Origin of the sequence: Companilactobacillus alimentarius DSM 20249, from assembly GCF_002849895.1 — a bacterium.
Taxonomy (GTDB): domain Bacteria; phylum Bacillota; class Bacilli; order Lactobacillales; family Lactobacillaceae; genus Companilactobacillus; species Companilactobacillus alimentarius.
Genome location: NZ_CP018867.1, coordinates 490,157 through 509,281 on the forward strand (window position 1 = coordinate 490,157; position 19,125 = coordinate 509,281).

Below are 19,125 nucleotides of genomic sequence, written 5' to 3' on the forward strand. Positions count from 1 at the left end.
AATATAATGATAAGTTTTGTCTGGGCTGAGGACGAAAATGGTGTGATCGGTGTCAATGGACACTTGCCATGGAAATTGCCTAATGATATGAAACGCTTTAAAGATGTGACAACTAATCATCCCATAGTTATGGGACGTAAGACTTTTGAAAGCTTTCCAAATGGACCTTTGCCAAAGCGTTTAAATATTGTCATTTCTAAAAATGTTGATTATCAAGTTCCTGAATCAGTGGTTTTAATTAATGATAAGGTTGATTTAAAAAAGTACGTTCAATCAGATGAAGAGATTATGGTCATCGGTGGTAGAGGAATATTCCAATTGTTTAAGGATGATGTTGATCGACTCTATTTAACTAGAATTGAACATGAATTTGATGGAGACACAAAGATGATCAATTTAGATTATCGGAAATTTAAATTGATCGAAAAAAAAGAAGGTCATATGGATAAGCAAAATATTTATCCATATACCTTCGAGACATGGCAAAAAATTTAATTAACAAAGAAATAAACTGAAAAGTACATTAATGCTGTACCTATCATGACAAAGATGTGCCAAATGACGTGAATGTACTTGATGTTTTTCATCAAATACAGGCAAGCACCGACCGTGAAGGCTACTCCACCGGCAATCAATAGAGTTATTCCAACTTTTCCAATAGCAAAGTACAAAGGCTTCATAGCAATAATGATGGCCCATCCCATCAGGACGTATAGAAATGTTTCAAAATATTTAAAGCGACCAACATTAAAGATCTTGTACAGAATGCCGCCAATCGCTAATAGCCAAATGAAAGCCAGAATAACAATTCCAAAAGTTGAATGCAAACTTATTAAACAATAGGGAGTATAAGTTCCAGCAATCATTAGAAAAATCGAACTGTGATCCAGAACTTGGAAAACTCCTTTAGCCTTGGTGAAGTAGAGACTGTGAAATAAGGTGGAACTGAGATAAAGGAAAAAGAGTGTAAAAGCGTAAATAAAGTAAGCCGTAATATTAAGGGGATTACCTTGATGGAATCCTTTGATTAATAGAAAAATTGCACCAATTATGGCTAATATTATTCCGATTCCGTGAGTTACAGCACTAAAAATTTGATCTGTAATCAGATAAGCTCTAGTTAAAGGATGTTTTTTTGACATTTTTATAACCTCGGTTATTTTCATTCTTTACAAATATTATAAACGTCTCGAAGGTCTTTTCATACGCTTACCGTATTGTATAATTAAGTTTGTTCATATCTAATAATAAAAATATCTAGATATTGTTAAATTTTTTTTTATGTTGCAATGGCTTTTGTTATAATTAAGTCAACCAAGAACTAAGACCCTATGAAAGAGGGATAAAATGAGTAAAGTAAAGATCCTTGCCGATTCATCGGTACAATTAACACCAGAAGAAATAGAAAAGTACGATATCAGTATCGTTCCTTTAACCATCAGTATTGACGAGAAAACTTATGTTGATGGTGTAAATATTACTCGTGAAGAATTTGTTCGTGAAATGGATTCTTCCAAGGATTTGCCTAAGACGTCACAACCATCCATTGGAACATTTATGGACATAATTGATAAAGTTCCAGATGACTATACTGACATCTTGGCATTAATAATGACACCATCAATCAGTGGAACCATTAATGCAGCTAGACAAGTGGCTGATATGGTCGATCGAAATGTTGAAGTTATCGACACAGAATTTACAGATCGGGCTCAAGGGTTCCAAGTGATTCAAGCAGCCAAAATGGCTCAAGCAGGTAAATCTGTAGCTGAAATCAAAAAAGCTTTAGATGAGATCCGTGAGCATACATATTTATATATGGGTGTTACAAGTATTGAGAATATTCTACGTGGTGGACGCTTGAGTCGTTTTGCCGGAACATTGTCAACACTTTTGAATATCAATTTAGTTTTGACGGTAAAGAACAATAGTTTGAATATTGCTAAACGTGGTCGTGGTCGTAAAACGATTGAAAAATATATGAATAACGTAATGGAAGAAATCAAAGGTTTGAAAAATATTAAAGCCGTAGGGATTTCTTATGTTGATAAGATGGATTATGTCAACGAATTGAAGGCTAAATTAGAAGAGATAATTCCAGATGTACCTTTACTCATTAGAGTAACGAGTCCTGTTATAGCAACACATGCAGGATCTGGGGCCTTTGCAATTGAATTTTACACAGAGTAAAGCTGATGAATGCATCAGCTTTTTTTTGAAAGATGGATTAATTAATGAAGAAAAAAAGAATTTGGATCATATTAATAATAGTAATTATAGTAGCAGTCGGAGCTGGATATTATTTTTTCAATAATAATTCTAATAATGAGCAAACCAGTCAAGTCGCTAAAACAGATAGCAAGAAGGCAAAGCCTAAGAAAAAAGTCATCCCTAAAAAGAAGCAGATCAACATTGTTGCAATAGGAGATTCCTTGACGCAGGGCGTTGGGGATTCTAGGAAAAATGGTGGCGGTTATGTCACACGTCTGAGGACAAAGGTACAATCAAAGTACAATGTTAAAACGCAAGCTGCTAATTATGGGGTATCAGGCGATACTAGTAACCAAATTATGGCACGAATAAAATCAGATAAAAAAATGCATCAGGATCTACCTAAGGCTGATATCATTACAGTAACCGTTGGTGGAAATGATTTTATGCATTTATTACAACGTAAGGGACTAGATTTAACTGCCGGCGAGATTGCAGATGAACAAGTGCAGTTTGATAAACGGCTAAAAAAATTGTTGACTGATATTAGAAATTATAATGAAAACGCTCCAATTTATTTGGTTGGGATTTATAATCCTTTCAGTATCTATTTATCAAATGTAAAAAATGCTAAAATAGCCTTTATTAATTGGAACAAGGGGTCAGAAAAAGTGGCCGCTGGTTTCAAGAAGACTTATTTTGTTGATATTAATAATTTGTATCAGACTAAACAAATCAATAAAAAAGTCCAAAAGAGTGGTGTCAATCCTTATCTCTATAAGAAGGACCATTTTCATCCTAATGGGGTAGGCTACGATATGATGACACAGAAAATATTTGTTAAGGTGAATGATACGACAAAGGAGTGGCTGTTTAAGTAATGAAAAATAAGAATTATTGGAAATACGCATTTATTGTCCTAGTGGCAATTTTAGTAGTTGGATTTGGTTATTTAGGAACGAAAGTTTTAAGTTCACCAACTGAAAATTATCAGGTTAGCTCAAAAATAAATAATGATGACAAAGTCTTTACCGTTAATATGGACAAGGCTGAAGCCAATAAAATGGCTCAATATTATTTAAAGAATACCTTGAATGATGGTAAAACAGATTATCAATTGGTTTTGAAAAAAGATGCTGAGTTATCTGGAGCAATATCATTTTTAGGAGCAAAGATTCATTTTACGATTTTAATGCAACCATATGCTAAGACTAATGGGGATGTCCTATTAAAGGCCAAACAAATGAAGATTGGAGACTTATCATTGCCAATTTCATTTGTAATGAATTATATTAAGAATAGCTTCAAGACGCCTAATTGGGTAAGCATTAACGGTAAGGATAAGACTGTTCTCTTAAAATTTACAAAGTTTACTACGAGTGAAGGTTATGGTATTCGAGCTAAGAATATTGACTTGAAGAATGATAAATTATCATTTGAAGTACTTAATACTAAAATTACCGACAATCAATAAAAGGAGTCGCAATGAGAAGAAGTTTTTACGAATATTTAATGACTCTCCGTAATGCAGATAGTGTTGAACCGGAAGCAGAATTTGCGAATAATGCTTTTCACGATCAATCATTTCCGAAGCATGAAGAGAGCTATCAAAAAATATCCGATTATCTTGAATTGAATGCTGGATATTTACCAAGCATGACAATTTTTGATGAGGCGTATCAAAAGTATCAAGAAATCGATAAGAAATAGGTGATGACAATGGCTTTACAATGGTATCCAGGACATATGAACAAGGCAAAGAATCAAGTACAGGACCGACTTAAATTAGTCGACATTGTTCTTGAAATTGTCGATGCAAGATTACCCTTTTCGTCAAGAAATCCGGTTTTGGAACAAATAATTGATCAAAAAAAGCATATTATTATTCTTAATAAATCCGACTTGGCTGATCCTAAAGTGACCGCTGATTGGAAGCTTAACTTTGAACAGGAAGGAACAAAGTCAATCGAGCTCGATGCCAAGCACAACAAGGGACTTGGAAAAATTAAGAGTCTGATTCGAAGCGAACTATCTGAAAAAATTGATCGTTACGAGCAAAATGGTGTCCAAAATTATCGAATTAAAGCAATGTGTATCGGAATCCCTAATGTTGGAAAATCTACAATTTTGAATCGCCTAGTAGGTAAAAACGTTGCTGTCACTGGTAATAAGCCTGGCGTAACCAAGAATCAAAATTGGCTAAAAACAAATATTGGAATTGATCTTCTAGACACCCCTGGTATCCTATGGCCTAAAATTGATGATCCTAAGGTAGGAATGAAGTTGGCTTTGTCAGGAGCCATCAAGGATAAAATCTATGCTCCAGATGACGTGGCAATTTATGCCTTGAACTTTTTGGAAACACATTATATGGACCAATTTTTAGAAAGCTATAAATTAGACAAGTCGGATATTTTCAATCACACTACACCGGAACTCTTAATGGATTTGACTAAGAAGTTTGGCTACAAAGAGGATTACGATCGTGCCTCCAGAAGAATTATTGATGATGTTCGGAAATTGAAATTGGGACGATTGACCTTTGATATTCCTGGGGAGTTTTATGAAGAATAAGTATACAATTTCAGAAATAAGAACCTTTTTGAAACAAGACGCAAAGCCAGAATTATTAGATGAATTAGCTCAGGATACAAGAATTGGTGTAAAAAAATTATTAGAGCAATATTTTAAGCGTCAAAAACGGACTACGGAGTTGATGGAGAAATTTCATCATAAAGAGTTTTTGGAGAAGCCCTTCTGGGATCAGAATTTAGCCGTTGCCGGTGTTGATGAAGTAGGTCGTGGACCTTTGGCTGGTCCAGTGGTGACCGCGGCTGTAATCCTGCCTCCAGACAATACCTTATACGAAGTGGATGATTCTAAAAAGTTGTCCATCACTAAGCGCAATGAATTGTATAAGAAAATCTGTGAACAAGCCGTTGACATTAGTGTGGCACTTGGAAGTCCTAAATTGATTGATCAAGAAAATATTTATCATGCCACTGAGTTAACGATGCGTGATTCGATCAAGAATCTCTACTTGCGTCCCGACCACATTTTAGTTGATGCAATGACGATTCCTGTCGATATCAGGCAGACTAAATTGATCAAGGGTGATTCCAAGTCATTGAGCATTGGTGCAGCTAGTATCGTCGCTAAGGTGGCTAGGGACCGTTTGATGACGATGTATAGTAAAATATACCCGGAGTTTGACTTTGAAGATAATGATGGCTATGGAACTAAGAAACATTTAACCGCATTAGATAAGTTTGGTCGAACGAGGATTCATCGTCTGAGTTTTTCACCGGTTAGAAAGATTACTAAATTATATTAAAGTTAAACATCATTTCCGTAATTTATTTTAAGGGAGTGATGTTTTTTATTATGACAAAATTAACCGAATTTTTGATTAGATGCCGTCTAACAGGGATGGTTTCTAACCAGATAATGCTAAAAATTATAAAAATCTCGATAAAGAGTGCTAATCTAAGGAGTGAAACTTTTCATTTGCTCAAAAAAGAATGGGGACTTGATAAATTTCATCAGTTTCTACTATTATTAGATAGTCAGTCAATAAATAATTTACAAGCGATAAATTACCTTGATGACCAATACCCCGAATTATTAAGAACAATTTATAATCCACCGGCACTCTTGTTTTTTGAAGGAAATATTGCTTTACTTAAAACGGAATGTATTGCGATCGTGGGTTCAAGACAAGCGACAGATTACAGTTTTCGTTGCATTGGTGGTCTTGTTCCGCGACTTGTAAATCGTTATACTATTGTGAGCGGATTAGCTAAGGGCGTTGATTCGTGGGCACATCAAGCGACTTTGAGAAATCATGGTCAAACAATTGCTGTTATTGGAAGCGGTTTGGATACATTTTATCCAAGGGAAAATCGTAACTTGCAAGTCGAGATTATGACTAAAGGGTTAGTAATCAGCGAGTATCCTCCGAAAACTTCAATAGAGCCTTGGCACTTTCCTCAACGAAATCGAATCATCGCGGGTCTTAGTCAAAAAGTCATTATTACTGAAGCAAAGAAGCGCAGTGGATCCTTGATTACAGCGGATTTAGCTTTGGAAAATAACCGTGATGTTTGGGCCATCCCCGGAAGAATCGATGTTACTCTTTCAGCTGGATGCAATAGATTGATTGAAGAGGGAGCAATGCCCTTGATTAATTTTAATGATTTGTAATTTTAAGCTGTTAATCGAAAGTGATTTATCTTTTAGATTGACAAATTAAAATTCTGTGATTAATATATTGAACAGTTTTAATTGATACATTTTGGAAAGGAGCACTTTGCGTGCCATCAACACAAAAGAATTTGGTGATCGTTGAATCACCATCAAAAGCTAAAACAATTGAAAAGTATTTGGGACGTAATTATCACGTGGTTGCAAGCTTAGGTCATGTTCGTGATTTACCTAAGAGTCAAATGGGTGTCGATATTGAACATAACTATGAGCCAAAGTATATTTCCATTCGTGGTAAGGGTCCAGTAATCAAAGATTTAAAAAAGGAAGCTAAAAAAGCTAAACGAGTTTATCTGGCAGCCGATCCGGATCGTGAAGGGGAAGCCATTGCTTGGCACGTCTCACACCTTCTAGGATTAGATGATCAAGATAAAAATCGAGTTGTTTTTAATGAAATTACTAAGGATAAAGTAAAGCAAGCATTTAAAACACCTCGGACGATTGATATGAAACTAGTAGACGCCCAACAGGCAAGACGTGTTCTGGATCGTTTAGTCGGTTATTCTATTTCTCCTATCCTTTGGGCTAAAGTTAAAAAGGGTCTGAGTGCCGGACGAGTTCAATCGATTGCTTTGAAATTAGTGATTGAAAAAGAAAATGATATTAAAAAATTCGTCCCACAAGAATATTGGACGATTGAATCTACTTTTAAACATGGTAAGGATAAATTCAAAGCTAATTTCTATGGTTTAGATGGTAAAAAAGCTGAATTGAACAGTAATGCTCAAGTACAAGATGTTTTAGGAAAAATTGATAAAAAGTCAGACTTTAACGTTGATAAAGTTACTAAAAAAGAACGTAAGAGATTCCCGGCTGCACCATTCACAACTAGTTCCCTACAACAGGAAGCCAATAAGCGTTTAAATTATAAAACTAGAAAAACAATGATGATTGCTCAACAGTTGTACGAAGGAATCAATTTAGGTCGCAAAGAAGGTACTGTAGGTTTAATCACATACATGCGTACCGATTCTAAGCGGATCTCAAAAGTTGCTGAAGCTGAAGCTTCTAAGTTTATTCATGAAGAATATGGCGAGCGTTTTGCTACAATAAAAGAACGTAAGGATAAGAATCAAGAAGGTGCTCAAGATGCCCATGAAGCTATCCGCCCATCTTCAGTAATGAGAACTCCTAAATCATTGAAGGATATTTTAAGTCGTGATCAATATCGTTTATATAATTTGATCTGGTCAAGATTTGTTGCTAGTCAAATGACACCAGCAATTTTTGATACGATGACGGTCGATCTTTCACAAAATGGTGTTATGTTCAGGGCTAATGGTTCTAAGATGAAATTCGAAGGTTATCGAAAAGTTTATCAAAGTACTTCTGAAAGTAGTAAGAAAGATAATATTTTACCGGACATTGTCGAAAATGATAAAGCTAAGTTGCAGACAAATGATCCAGCTCAACACTTTACTCAACCGCCAGCACGCTTTACTGAGGCTTCACTTGTTAAAGCTTTGGAAGAAAATGGTGTCGGTCGTCCTTCTACTTATTCACCAACTATTGATACCATTCAACGTCGTTATTACGTCAAGCTCAACGGTAAGAGTTTTGAACCTACTGAATTAGGTGAAATCGTTGATAATTTAATTCAAAATTACTTCCCCGATATCGTAAATATTGATTTTACGGCTAACTTGGAAGATGAATTGGATCATATTGAAGAAGGTAAAGAGGATTGGGTCAAAGTAGTTGATCGTTATTACAAGCCTTTTGCTAAAGAGTTAGAATCTGCTGAAGACAAGATTGAAAAGGTACAGATCAAAGATGAGCCCGCAGGGATGGATTGTGATATCTGTGGGGCACCAATGGTAATCAAGATGGGAAGATATGGTAAATTCTATGCCTGTTCTAGATTCCCAGATTGTCGTAATACTAAGCCAATTGTTAAAGAAATTGGAGTTGTTTGTCCTAAGTGTAAGAAGGGACAAGTCATCGAAAGGAAATCAAAGAAGAATCGGATTTTTTATGGTTGTTCACGCTATCCTGACTGTGATTTCGTTTCATGGGATAAGCCTATTGGACGTGATTGTCCTAAGGATGGTCACTATTTAGTAGAGAAGAAAGTTAAAGGTGGTCGTCAAGTAATCTGTCCAAATGGAGATTATGAAGAGGATATTCAAAAATAAATGATAGAAAAAGATTTAATCGATAAATTTGTTGATAATTTAATGATTAATCACCATTACTCAAAAGAAACAAAAAAATCTTATTTAGAAGATATAGATAATTTTGTTTCTTTTTTGTCTCAAAATGGTGGCTTTAATGGCTTTACCAAGATCAACCGACTTGATGCTGAGACGTATTTGACTTATTTAGATGAAAAAGATTATGCTGATGAAACAATTGCTCGAAGAGTCTCTGCTTTGCGGTCTTTTTATAACTTCTTAGTGCGAAATAAATTCGTTAAACAAAATCCGTTTGATTTGATTCAATTACGTCACAAGGGTCGTAAGTTGCCAAGATTCTTTTATGAAAAAGAAATGAATCAGCTGTTTGATGCAGTTAAGGGCGATGATCCTTTATCGCAGAGAAATTCCGCATTGTTAGAATTGCTCTATGCCACTGGCATGCGTGTGAGTGAATGTGCTAATCTATTATTAGATCAATTGGATTTTGATAATAGTATCGTTTTGATTCATGGAAAAGGCGATAAGGATCGGTATGTTCCCTTTGGAAGCTACGCAAGATCTGCATTGAAGAGATACTTTGATCAAGGACGAAAAGAGTTGATGACTAAGAATCATCAAGATCATCAATTCGTTTTTGTAAATAATCGTGGTAAAGGGTTGACTAGTCGTGGAATTGAATATATTCTGAATCAAATTATTAAGAAAACTAGTTTGACTTCTGATATTCATCCCCATATGATACGCCATACTTTTGCCACACACATGTTGGAACATGGAGCCGATTTGCGGACGGTTCAAGAATTACTAGGTCATGCTAGTCTTTCGACGACCCAGATCTATACCCATGTGACCATGGAGCATTTACAAAATGATTATAAAAAATATTTTCCGAGGTAAATAAATAATGACTACAATAGTTGCTGTAAAACATAATAACCACACAGCCATCGCTGGTGATGGTCAAGTTACATTAGGCGAGAAATATATTATGAAAGGCTCAGCTCACAAAGTTAGACGGATCTTTGATGACCAAGTCGTTATCGGATTTGCTGGTGGAGTTGCTGATGCAATCACTCTTCAAGATTGGCTAGAAAAGAAGTTAAAAGCTTATTCTGGTAATTTAAAGCGAGCTGCTGTCGAATTAGCTCAAGACTGGAGAAAGGATCCAACCCTGCAAAAATTGGAAGCAATGTTAATCGCAATGGATAAAGATAACTTGCTGTTGATTTCTGGTAGTGGTGAAGTGATCGAACCAGATGAAGATGTTGTAGCTATTGGTTCTGGTGGTAATTTTGCTCAAGCTGCTGCGATTGCCATGCAACGTCACGCCAAGGATATGGATGCTCAAGAAATGGCTGTTGAAGCTATTAAAATTGCCTCAAGTATCGATATTTTTACAAATGAGAATATTATTTCAGATAAATTTTAGTAGGAGTGGAGATTAATAAATGGACACAGATACATTAACACCGAAAGAAATTGTGGCTCAATTGGACAATTATATTATTGGCCAAACTGATGCTAAAAAAGCTGTGGCGATTGCTCTTTATAATCGTTACCGTCGTTTGCAAGTTCCTGAAAAATTACAACAAGAGATTACTCCTAAGAACTTAATGATGATCGGACCTACGGGTGTTGGTAAAACGGAAATTGCTCGAAGACTGGCAAAGGTAGTACACGCTCCCTTTGTAAAAGTCGAAGCAACTAAATTTACTGAGGTCGGATACGTAGGTCGAGATGTTGAATCTATGGTTCGTGATCTTGTCAGTATGGCCGTTTCAATGGTTGAAAAGGAAAAGTTTGATGAAATCAGACCAGAAGTTCGCCGTGATGTAGATAAGAAATTGGTTAAATTATTGGCTCCTGGTGTTAAAAAAGAACAACGTCAAAATAATCCAAATGATTTTTCAAGCATGTTAAGCGCCATGCAAAATAATGCCAATCTAGGTAGCATTTTTAATAACAATGGTACTGATGATGAAGATCCTGATACCAATGCTGAGGTTACCGATGAAGTTCGTGATCAACGTCTCAGTGTTAAAGAACAATTGGACAAGGGTTTGCTTGAAGATGAAGAAGTAACTATTAAAGTTGAAGAGTCCAAAAAAGTTGGCCCAATGGATGATCAAATGGGTCAAATGGGCGTTGATATGAGTGGAATGATGGACTCATTGATTCCTAAGAAAAAGGTTACGAGAACTTTGCCCGTTAAAGAAGCTCGTGAATTGTTGATTCAACAAGAATCAGAGAAACGTGTTGATCACGATGAAATTTACCAAAAGGCTATTGATCGAACTCAGAATAAGGGAATTATTTTTATTGATGAGTTCGATAAGATCACTGCTGGTGAAAAGAAGAACTCTGGTGAAGTATCTCGTGAAGGGGTTCAACGTGACATTTTGCCAATCGTTGAAGGTTCAAGAATCAATACTAAGTATGGCCCAGTCGATACTGATCATATTCTTTTCATTGCTTCAGGTGCTTTTGCTGAAAGTAAGCCAAGTGATTTGATTGCTGAATTACAAGGTCGTTTCCCTATTCGAGTTGAATTGAAAGATTTGACAGAAGATGACTTTATTCAAATATTAACTAAGCCTGATAATGCTTTGACAAAACAATATGTTGCTTTGACTAAAGCTGATGGAATTCATTTGACTTTCACTAAAGAATCCGTTGAAGAAATTGCTAAAATTGCTTTTGATTTAAACAACAGCAATCAAAATATTGGTGCCAGAAGACTTTCAACCGTACTAGAAAAAATTCTAGCTGATATTCTTTATGAAGGTCCAGACATGCAGATGGGTGATATTACAATTACACGTGAGTACGTTCGTCAACAAGTCGGAAAGATTGCAGAAGATCAAGATCTATCACGCTACATTCTATAGGGGGCAATTATGACAGTCTATCAATTGAAAAATGATTTTTTAACAGTAAAAGTAGAATCATTGGGTGCTGAAATTATTAGCGTCAAAAATAATGAGGGTGTAGAGTTCATGTGGCAAGCTAACCCTAATGTCTGGGGAAGACATGCACCAGTCTTATTCCCAATTGTGGGTCGTTTAAAAGATAATCATTATTTTATTGATGATCAAGAATACAAAATGACGCAACATGGTTTCGCTAGAGATCAAGAATTTACACTCGACTCTCAAACAGATTCTCAATTAGTGCTGAGCTTAACAACGAGTGAAGCTAGTTTAGAGAAATATCCCTATCATTTTAAATTGAGGATTGTTTATCAATTAGTTAAGGGTACACTCCAAATTTCCTACCTAGTCGACAGTTTGGAAGATTCAGAAGATATGTACTTCTCGATTGGAGCCCATCCGGGATTTTCAGTACCTTTTGAAAAGGGACTGAATTATGAAGATTTCAACGTTTCGGTTGATCCTAAGGAATCAAGAACTTTAATTCCTATTAATGGCGAGACTGGAAATGTAGATCTTAATAACGAGAAGAAAGTTGAGAATCAAGATTTTCAATTAAAACATGATGCCTTTGTTAAAGATGCGATTGTTTATCGTTTGAATGAACCAACACAAGTAACTATTGCTAGTGAAAAAAGTCAGCATCAAGTAATCTTAGACACAGGGAATGCTAAATTCTTCGGTATGTGGTCGTCTTATCCAACTGAGGGCAATTTTATGTGTATTGAGCCTTGGTGGGGGATAGCCGATCGAGAGGACTCTGACAACCAATTTAAGTCTAAGTATGGTATCAATCGTTTAGCTCCAGGTAATCAATTTGAAGCTTACTTTAGTATTTCGATTAAATAATTAATTAAAAGAAACCAAAACAAAAAGTCTGGTACTGGATTTAATCAGTAGCAGACTTTTTGGGGTTGAAAATTTTTAATGAGAACGATGATTAGAACGATATTGAGCTCTAGTTGGAAGAGAACTATTATTTTGAAGATTGTTACGATGAATATTTTGCTGGCTGATCTTTTTACTATTTAATTTGTTGACAATAATATGCCAGATCAAAAATCCGAAGCCAATAATAAAGCCTAAAATGATCCAAACTATTAAATCTTGATAAACATTGTCAGAATTGCTCAAGCCGATAAATCCGAACAAACCTAAAATAACGGCGCTAATAATGTCGCCACCTAAATTAGTTTTGTTTCTGGTAGCTATGTAGACAATACCAACAGCAAGATAGCCGATTGATAAAATAATTCCTGCAGAGCCGCTGGTGTTACCTTTGTTTTCAAGAACATTTACGAATCCCGCTGCACTGCTTTCAAAGAAGATAAATACCGATAAGATAATCATTAAAATGCCGACTACCAATTTTGTCACTTTCATAGAAATCACCCCGATAAGTTATTTTAATCCCGTTTGACTTTTACTGCTGACCTTGTCGTTGGCGATATTAACAGACAAGGTAGCGCCTTCATCGCCATTTAAACCGGAGGTGTATTTGAGGACTTTCATCTGCATCCCATTGACGGATGATTCACTATAGTCATTAGGTTTGCCCAGTTTTTTGATGATGTTTTCAGTAGTTTGCCCAGTTTTTATTTGTTGGTATTGTGCCAAACTTATTTTTTTAGATCGACTCACTTTTAGGCCAATCAAGGCTTTGGTAACAGCGTGATCATTGTAGAAATGAATGATCAATTTAGAATTCTTATTTCCATTAGCAATTTTGGTCCAAGTCTCTATTTTTGTTTGAACACCATCGACTTTACTAGTGGTGCTAGTAGTTGGTTTGCCAAAAAATTTAATAAGATCATTAAGAGACATTCCATCTTTTTCACTGATATAAGTACCGTTATATTGTTTTAAAGTAATTCCGGTAACTTTTTTGGTAGTTTTCTTTTTCTCAGGCTTTTTTTTACTAGATTGAGTAGTTTTAGCAGTTTCGTTTCCAGGATTATAATAGTATCCTGTAAGCCCTCCTATAAGACCGCCGATAATTAATATAACAATAATTAACCAGAACCACCATTTTTGATAAAATGGTTTCCTGATGGGTTTTAAATGATGAATTTTACGATACTCAGCTCTACTAGGATACTTATGATTATCCATATTAAAATCCCCCTAAAAAAACATAGATACTTTATGAATATTTTATCAGTAACAAGCAAGTTTTACGTCAAATTTAAAAAATTGGTAATAAAAAACAAGATCAATTTTGACCTTGCTTAAAATGAAAAATCTATTTTTGTTGCTCGCGTTGTTGTTTCTTATATTTCAAGCCAATCGGAACTAAATTTTCCTTTCCCTTAAGCAAACGCTTGATGTTAGGGATGTGACGTACGTAGATAATGATAGTCACTATGGCAGCTACGATTGTTAAAATCCAATCGTGAAGAAATAGAGATGCTATTGTAAAAAATAGAACCGTAGTTAAACTGGCAACACTGACCATACTAGTAACATAGACGATAGTTGCTAGAACAATGAAACAAATTAAAAATAATAGTGGATTGTAGGCTAATAGGATACCAGCGCTGGTTGCCACAGCTTTGCCACCTCGAAATTTTAAGAAAATTGAGAAACAATGTCCGATAACAGCGAAGATTCCAATAAAGAGAACCCAGTGCCGGTCTAGATTGAAAAATAGAGGCATCAGTGCGCCCAAAGTTCCTTTTAGAATATCGATAATCAGCACCACTGTTCCAGCATATTTTCCGAAAACACGATAAGCATTGGTAGTACCGACATTGCCACTACCATAATCAAAGATATTCTTGTGAAAGAATATTTTCCCCACTAGATAAGCCGTTGGAAACGAACCGATTAGGTAGGCTAATATTGCACAAATGAGAAGTTTCATTAAAAAATCACTCTCTTAGCTTTAATTTTTTGGTATATTGTAACTCTATGGTGCTTTTATAAGAATTATAGATACCAACTTAGACATTATCCACTATTTTACCAGAAATTAAAAGATTTCTTATGTACGAACATATATTCGTGTTAAGGTAATAGTGTTATAATATTGAAATATTGAATTATGTAGTAAATGAAAAGGAATGATATAAATGCCAAAATCATCTTATGATGATTCGTCAATTCAAATCCTTGAAGGATTAGAAGCTGTACGAAAAAGACCGGGTATGTACATTGGCTCCACTGATTCACGTGGTTTACATCACTTGGTTTATGAAATTGTTGATAATGCTGTCGATGAAGCTTTGTCAGGTTTCGGTAAAGAAATCAACGTTACGATCAATAAGGATAGTAGTATTACTGTCGTCGATCATGGACGGGGAATGCCCACAGGAATGCACTCGAGTGGGAAACCTACTATCGAAGTTATTTTGACAGTGTTACATGCCGGGGGTAAGTTCTCAGAGAACAGTTATAAGACCTCTGGTGGATTGCACGGTGTTGGTTCTTCAGTTGTTAATGCTTTGTCTGAATGGATGACTGTTAGAGTTGTTCGTGATCATAAGGTTTATGAAGAACGTTTTGAAAAAGGCGGTCATCCCGTTGGAACTTTGAAGAAAACCGGATCTACCAAAGAAGGTAGTGGTACTACGATTAGTTTTAAACCTGATGCAACGATTTTTCAGACCACAAAATTTAATTATGATACTTTGGCCGAAAGATTGCGTGAATCAGCTTTCTTGCTAAAAGGTGTTAAATTTACTATAACCGATAAACGCGGCGAAGAAGATAAACAAGACATTTTCCACTATGAAGATGGAATCCAATCTTTTGTTAAGTATTTAAACGAAGGAAAAGACGCCTTAGGTGGAATCTTTTATGTTGAGGGAACTAATTCAGATATTGAAATTGAATTTTCTGGTCAATATAACGATGGTTATTCGGAAAACATTATTTCATTTGTCAATAATGTTCGAACTGCTGATGGCGGGACACATGAAGCCGGAATGAAGTCTGGTTTAACCAAAGCTTTTAATGACTATGCTCGAAAAGTTGGACTTTTAAAGGAAAATAGTAAGAATCTTGAAGGTAGCGATGTTCGTGAGGGACTCTCAGCTATCATTTCCGTTCGCATTCCAGAAGAGATCCTCCAGTTCGAAGGTCAAACTAAAGGTAAATTAGGTACACCTCAAGCTCGTGGTGCGGTTGATCAATTGGTTTATGAACAGATGAGTTTCTATTTGATGGAAAATGGCGAACAGGCTCAAATGTTAGTTAAAAAGGCTCTGAAAGCTCGTGAAGCTCGAGATGCTGCTAGAAAGGCTCGTGAAAGTAGTCGTAGTGGTAGAAAGAATAAAAAAACTGATGGTTTATTGTCTGGTAAATTAACCCCAGCTCAATCGAAAAATCCTGATAAGAATGAATTATTCTTAGTCGAAGGTGATTCCGCTGGTGGCTCTGCCAAGCAAGGTCGGGATCGTAAATTTCAAGCAATCTTGCCTTTACGTGGTAAAGTCTTGAATACACAAAAAGCCAAGCTGGAAGATATTTATAAAAACGAAGAGATCAACACGATGATTTATACAATTGGCGCTGGAGTCGGAGCTGATTTTAAATTAGAGGATCGTAATTATGACAAGGTCATTATCATGACCGATGCTGATGATGATGGGTCACATATTCAGATTTTGTTGTTGACATTCTTTTATCGTTATATGCGTCCATTAGTTGAATCAGGACATGTCTATATTGCTTTGTCACCTCTTTACAAATTACAAAAGGGTAAGGGCGCTAAAACAAAAATAGAATACGCCTGGACTCCTGATGAGTTGCAAGAAGATATTAAAAAAATGGGTAAAGGCTATGAATTACAAAGATTCAAAGGTCTTGGTGAAATGAATGCTGATCAACTTTGGAAGACCACAATGGATCCAACAAATCGGATTCTGATCAGAGTCAATATTGATGATGCAGCCTTAGCTGAACGCCGTGTTACTACGTTAATGGGTGACAAGGTTAAACCAAGACGAGATTGGATCGAAGATAATGTCCGCTTCAATGGAACTGAAGAGGGAGATCATATCTTGGAAAAAGTCGATGACGATACTGATCCGATTGATAGTAAACTTGTCGACGATTTATTGAATAAGGAATAGGTGATAGATAGTGACTGAAAATTCTCCTAAAATTCAAGATATTTCGCTCGAAAAAATCATGGGAGATCGATTTGCGAGATATTCAAAATCAATTATTCAAGAAAGAGCGTTGCCAGATATTCGTGATGGCTTAAAACCAGTTCAACGGAGAATTCTTTATTCAATGTTTTTGGATGGTAATACTTACGACAAAGGCTTTCGGAAGTCAGCCAAGGGTGTCGGTAATGTTATGGGTAATTTTCATCCCCATGGAGATTCCTCCATCTATGAAGCTATGGTTCGTTTGTCTCAAGACTGGAAATTAAGAGCTCCCTTGATTGAAATGCACGGAAATAACGGTTCAATGGATGGGGATCCACCTGCCGCTATGCGTTACACCGAAGCTAGATTAAGCAAAATTTCTATGGAAATGTTACGGGATATCAATAAAGATACCGTTGATGAAGAATGGAATTTCGATGATACTGAAAAGGAACCAAAGGTTCTACCAGCTCGTTTCCCTAATTTATTAGTTAATGGGGCGACAGGTATTTCTGCCGGTTATGCGACTGAGATTCCACCTCATAATTTAGCTGAAGTTATTGATGCAACAATAAAGATGATCGATGATCCTGACGTAACACTTGATGAATTGATGAAGATTGTTAAAGGACCAGACTTTCCTACAGGTGGTATTTTGCAGGGTAAGCAAGGTATTAAGGATGCTTATACGACTGGTCGTGGGCGAGTTTATATTCGTTCTAAGACTTCTATTCAAGAGCTTCGTGGTCATAAATCACAGATTGTTATCACAGAGGTTCCTTATGAAGTCAATAAGGCTCAACTAGTTAAGAAAATGGATGAGATTCGTGTCCTGAAGAAGGTTGAGGGAATTGCCGAAGTTCGTGATGAAAGTGACCGTCAAGGGTTGTCCATCGTCGTTGAATTAAAGCGGGATGTAGACGCTAACGGAATTTTGAATTACTTGTTTAAGAATACCGATTTACAAGTTTCCTATAATTTTAATATGGTTGCCATTGCTGACATGCGTCCTCAACAGGTCGGTTTAGTCCAGATCCTGAAGGAATATGTGAAGCATCAAAAAGACGTCGTTTTACGTCGTAGTAAATTTGATTTGAATAAAGCTAAGAAGCGTTTACATATTGTTGAAGGTTTGATCAAGGCTTTGTCAATTTTAGATAAAGTTATTAAAACAATTCGCTCTAGTAAAAATAAATCTGATGCTAAAAATAATTTGATCAAGAATTATCAATTTAGTGATGAACAAGCAGAGGCCATCGTTTCTTTGCAATTGTATCGTTTGACTAATACTGATGTGACTGAATTAGAGCGTGAAGATAAAGAATTGAATGAACAGATTGACAAATTTAATAAGATCATTAATGATCACGTAACTTTGATGAATGTTATTAAAAAAGAGTTGATCGAAGTGCGTGACAAGTATTCTGATAAGCGTCGAACAAAAATTGAAGCTAAAGTGGCGGAAATTGAAGTTGATACAAAAGTCATGGTTGCTAGTGAAGATGTGAGATTGTTAGTTAGTCATGATGGTTACGTTAAGAGAAGTAGCTTGCGCTCTTATCAAGCCTCTGATCCGGATGCAAATGGTCTGAAAAATGAGGATTATCCAATCGCTGACATGAATGTTAATACTTTGGATCATCTGTTTATTTTTACGGATAAGGGTAATTTGATCTATCGACAAATTTTTGAGATTGAAGATAGTCGTTGGAAGGATACGGGTTCACATCTTTCTCAAAAGGTCGGTTTGGATACTGATGAATCTATCTTGAAAGTATTTGTCTTCAAGGATTTGAAGGAAACTGGAAACTTCTTAGTGGGAACTGATGAAAATTATATTAAACAAGTTGCTTTTAGTGACTTATTGCCAGGACGAACTTATAAGTCCAGAGCTTCTAAATATTGTAAGTTGAAAAATGATGTCTCAAGAGTATTGGCAATTTACTATGTACCAAACGATTCACAGAAATTAATCTATGTATTTACAAAGCATTCTTATGCCTCAGCATTTCCTATCGAAGAAGTGCCAGTAGTCAGCGGTAAAGCTATGGGTGTCAAGTTTGTTAGTTTAAAGGATGATGACAGTTTGGCAGGTTACTTTTTAGCTGATGATGAAAACGATAAGATCGCTGTCTTGACGCAACGAGGCTCGTACAAGCAGATGAAATTATCGGAAATACCAGTTACTAGTCGTGCTCGTCGCGGGGTATTGACTTTGCGTGAATTGAAACGTCAGCCGCATCGAATCTGCTTAGTTACAAATATTAATAACAGTTTGAATTTGTCGATTATAACTGATACCAATAAAGAGATTCCTGTAGATATAGCGATTCATCAGAATGCTGATCGTTATTCTAATGGTTCGTTCATTATGGACCCAGTGACCGATGGTAATCCAATTAGATTTGTGAAAAAAATTCCAGAAAAATAATGATATAAATGGCGGATAATAAGCTTGTATAGTATTATTATCTTATTGATTATATT

19 protein-coding genes are annotated in these 19,125 nt (G+C 35.8%); 15 read left to right on the forward strand and 4 right to left on the reverse strand.

What is annotated here, in order from left to right; all coding sequences use genetic code 11:
* Positions 1-6: 6 nt before the first annotated feature.
* On the forward strand, positions 7-495 hold the full coding sequence (locus LA20249_RS02455) for a dihydrofolate reductase (RefSeq protein ID WP_057739468.1): 489 nt from the start codon (positions 7-9) through the stop codon (positions 493-495).
* Here the strand turns inward: LA20249_RS02455 and trhA are convergent.
* Positions 492-1,142 carry a PAQR family membrane homeostasis protein TrhA gene (gene trhA / locus LA20249_RS02460; protein WP_101836859.1) on the reverse strand — a complete coding sequence of 217 codons (651 nt, stop codon included), beginning with the start codon at positions 1,140-1,142 and terminating at the stop codon, positions 492-494. The two genes, LA20249_RS02455 and trhA, sit on opposite strands and share 4 nt — an antisense overlap.
* Before the next feature lie 205 nt (positions 1,143-1,347).
* Between trhA and LA20249_RS02465 the strand changes: the two genes are divergently transcribed.
* From LA20249_RS02465 to LA20249_RS02520, 12 genes are all read left to right on the forward strand, one after another.
* Positions 1,348-2,190 (forward strand): DegV family protein, encoded by an 843-nt coding sequence (locus LA20249_RS02465; protein ID WP_057739473.1) that lies wholly within the window; start codon positions 1,348-1,350, stop codon positions 2,188-2,190.
* A 44-nt stretch (positions 2,191-2,234) separates the two neighbouring features.
* Positions 2,235-3,092: a DUF459 domain-containing protein gene (locus tag LA20249_RS02470; protein WP_057739475.1), complete on the forward strand. Its 858-nt coding sequence runs from the start codon at positions 2,235-2,237 to the stop codon at positions 3,090-3,092.
* Entirely contained in the window at positions 3,092-3,685 is a 594-nt protein-coding gene (locus tag LA20249_RS02475) for a YpmS family protein (protein WP_057739477.1), read from the forward strand. The genes LA20249_RS02470 and LA20249_RS02475 overlap by 1 nt, the downstream gene beginning before the upstream one ends.
* 11 nt (positions 3,686-3,696) lie before the next feature.
* Positions 3,697-3,921 (forward strand): YozE family protein, encoded by a 225-nt coding sequence (locus LA20249_RS02480; protein ID WP_057739479.1) that lies wholly within the window; start codon positions 3,697-3,699, stop codon positions 3,919-3,921.
* Between the two features lie 9 nt (positions 3,922-3,930).
* Entirely contained in the window at positions 3,931-4,785 is an 855-nt protein-coding gene (ylqF, locus tag LA20249_RS02485; RefSeq protein WP_186809190.1) for a ribosome biogenesis GTPase YlqF, read from the forward strand.
* Positions 4,775-5,545 (forward strand): ribonuclease HII, encoded by a 771-nt coding sequence (locus LA20249_RS02490; protein WP_057739483.1) that lies wholly within the window; start codon positions 4,775-4,777, stop codon positions 5,543-5,545. Before ylqF ends, LA20249_RS02490 begins: the two co-directional genes overlap by 11 nt.
* Before the next feature lie 173 nt (positions 5,546-5,718).
* Complete coding sequence (gene dprA, locus LA20249_RS02495; RefSeq protein WP_235806781.1) at positions 5,719-6,414, forward strand: DNA-processing protein DprA; 696 nt, start codon at positions 5,719-5,721, stop codon at positions 6,412-6,414.
* 110 nt (positions 6,415-6,524) lie between these two features.
* Entirely contained in the window at positions 6,525-8,609 is a 2,085-nt protein-coding gene (gene topA, locus LA20249_RS02500) for a type I DNA topoisomerase (protein WP_057739487.1), read from the forward strand.
* Positions 8,610-9,509, forward strand: a complete 900-nt coding sequence (gene xerC / locus LA20249_RS02505; RefSeq protein ID WP_057739489.1) for a tyrosine recombinase XerC — start codon at positions 8,610-8,612, stop codon at positions 9,507-9,509.
* A gap of 7 nt (positions 9,510-9,516) precedes the next feature.
* Positions 9,517-10,041 (forward strand): ATP-dependent protease subunit HslV, encoded by a 525-nt coding sequence (gene hslV / locus LA20249_RS02510; RefSeq protein ID WP_057739493.1) that lies wholly within the window; start codon positions 9,517-9,519, stop codon positions 10,039-10,041.
* A 19-nt stretch (positions 10,042-10,060) separates the two neighbouring features.
* The gene (gene hslU, locus LA20249_RS02515; protein WP_057739495.1) at positions 10,061-11,500 is read left to right on the forward strand and encodes an ATP-dependent protease ATPase subunit HslU; all 1,440 of its coding nucleotides are present in this window, start codon (positions 10,061-10,063) and stop codon (positions 11,498-11,500) included.
* Positions 11,501-11,509: 9 nt separating this feature from the next.
* Positions 11,510-12,391 (forward strand): aldose 1-epimerase family protein, encoded by an 882-nt coding sequence (locus LA20249_RS02520; RefSeq protein ID WP_057739497.1) that lies wholly within the window; start codon positions 11,510-11,512, stop codon positions 12,389-12,391.
* A 75-nt stretch (positions 12,392-12,466) separates the two neighbouring features.
* On the opposite strand, the gene LA20249_RS02525 is transcribed toward LA20249_RS02520, so the two are convergent.
* The 3 genes from LA20249_RS02525 to plsY form a co-directional block, all read right to left on the reverse strand.
* Entirely contained in the window at positions 12,467-12,925 is a 459-nt protein-coding gene (locus tag LA20249_RS02525) for a hypothetical protein (RefSeq protein WP_186809189.1), read from the reverse strand.
* 18 nt (positions 12,926-12,943) lie between these two features.
* A complete protein-coding gene (locus LA20249_RS02530) occupies positions 12,944-13,654 on the reverse strand; it encodes a DUF3862 domain-containing protein (protein ID WP_057739499.1) in 711 nt (236 codons plus the stop codon).
* A 130-nt stretch (positions 13,655-13,784) separates the two neighbouring features.
* A complete protein-coding gene (plsY, locus tag LA20249_RS02535; RefSeq protein WP_057739501.1) occupies positions 13,785-14,405 on the reverse strand; it encodes a glycerol-3-phosphate 1-O-acyltransferase PlsY in 621 nt (206 codons plus the stop codon).
* Between the two features lie 208 nt (positions 14,406-14,613).
* On the opposite strand from plsY, the gene parE reads away from it, so the two are divergent.
* Positions 14,614-16,617, forward strand: a complete 2,004-nt coding sequence (parE, locus tag LA20249_RS02540; RefSeq protein WP_057739503.1) for a DNA topoisomerase IV subunit B — start codon at positions 14,614-14,616, stop codon at positions 16,615-16,617.
* A gap of 10 nt (positions 16,618-16,627) precedes the next feature.
* Entirely contained in the window at positions 16,628-19,069 is a 2,442-nt protein-coding gene (gene parC / locus LA20249_RS02545) for a DNA topoisomerase IV subunit A (RefSeq protein ID WP_101836860.1), read from the forward strand.
* The last annotated feature ends 56 nt before the right edge of the window (positions 19,070-19,125 follow it).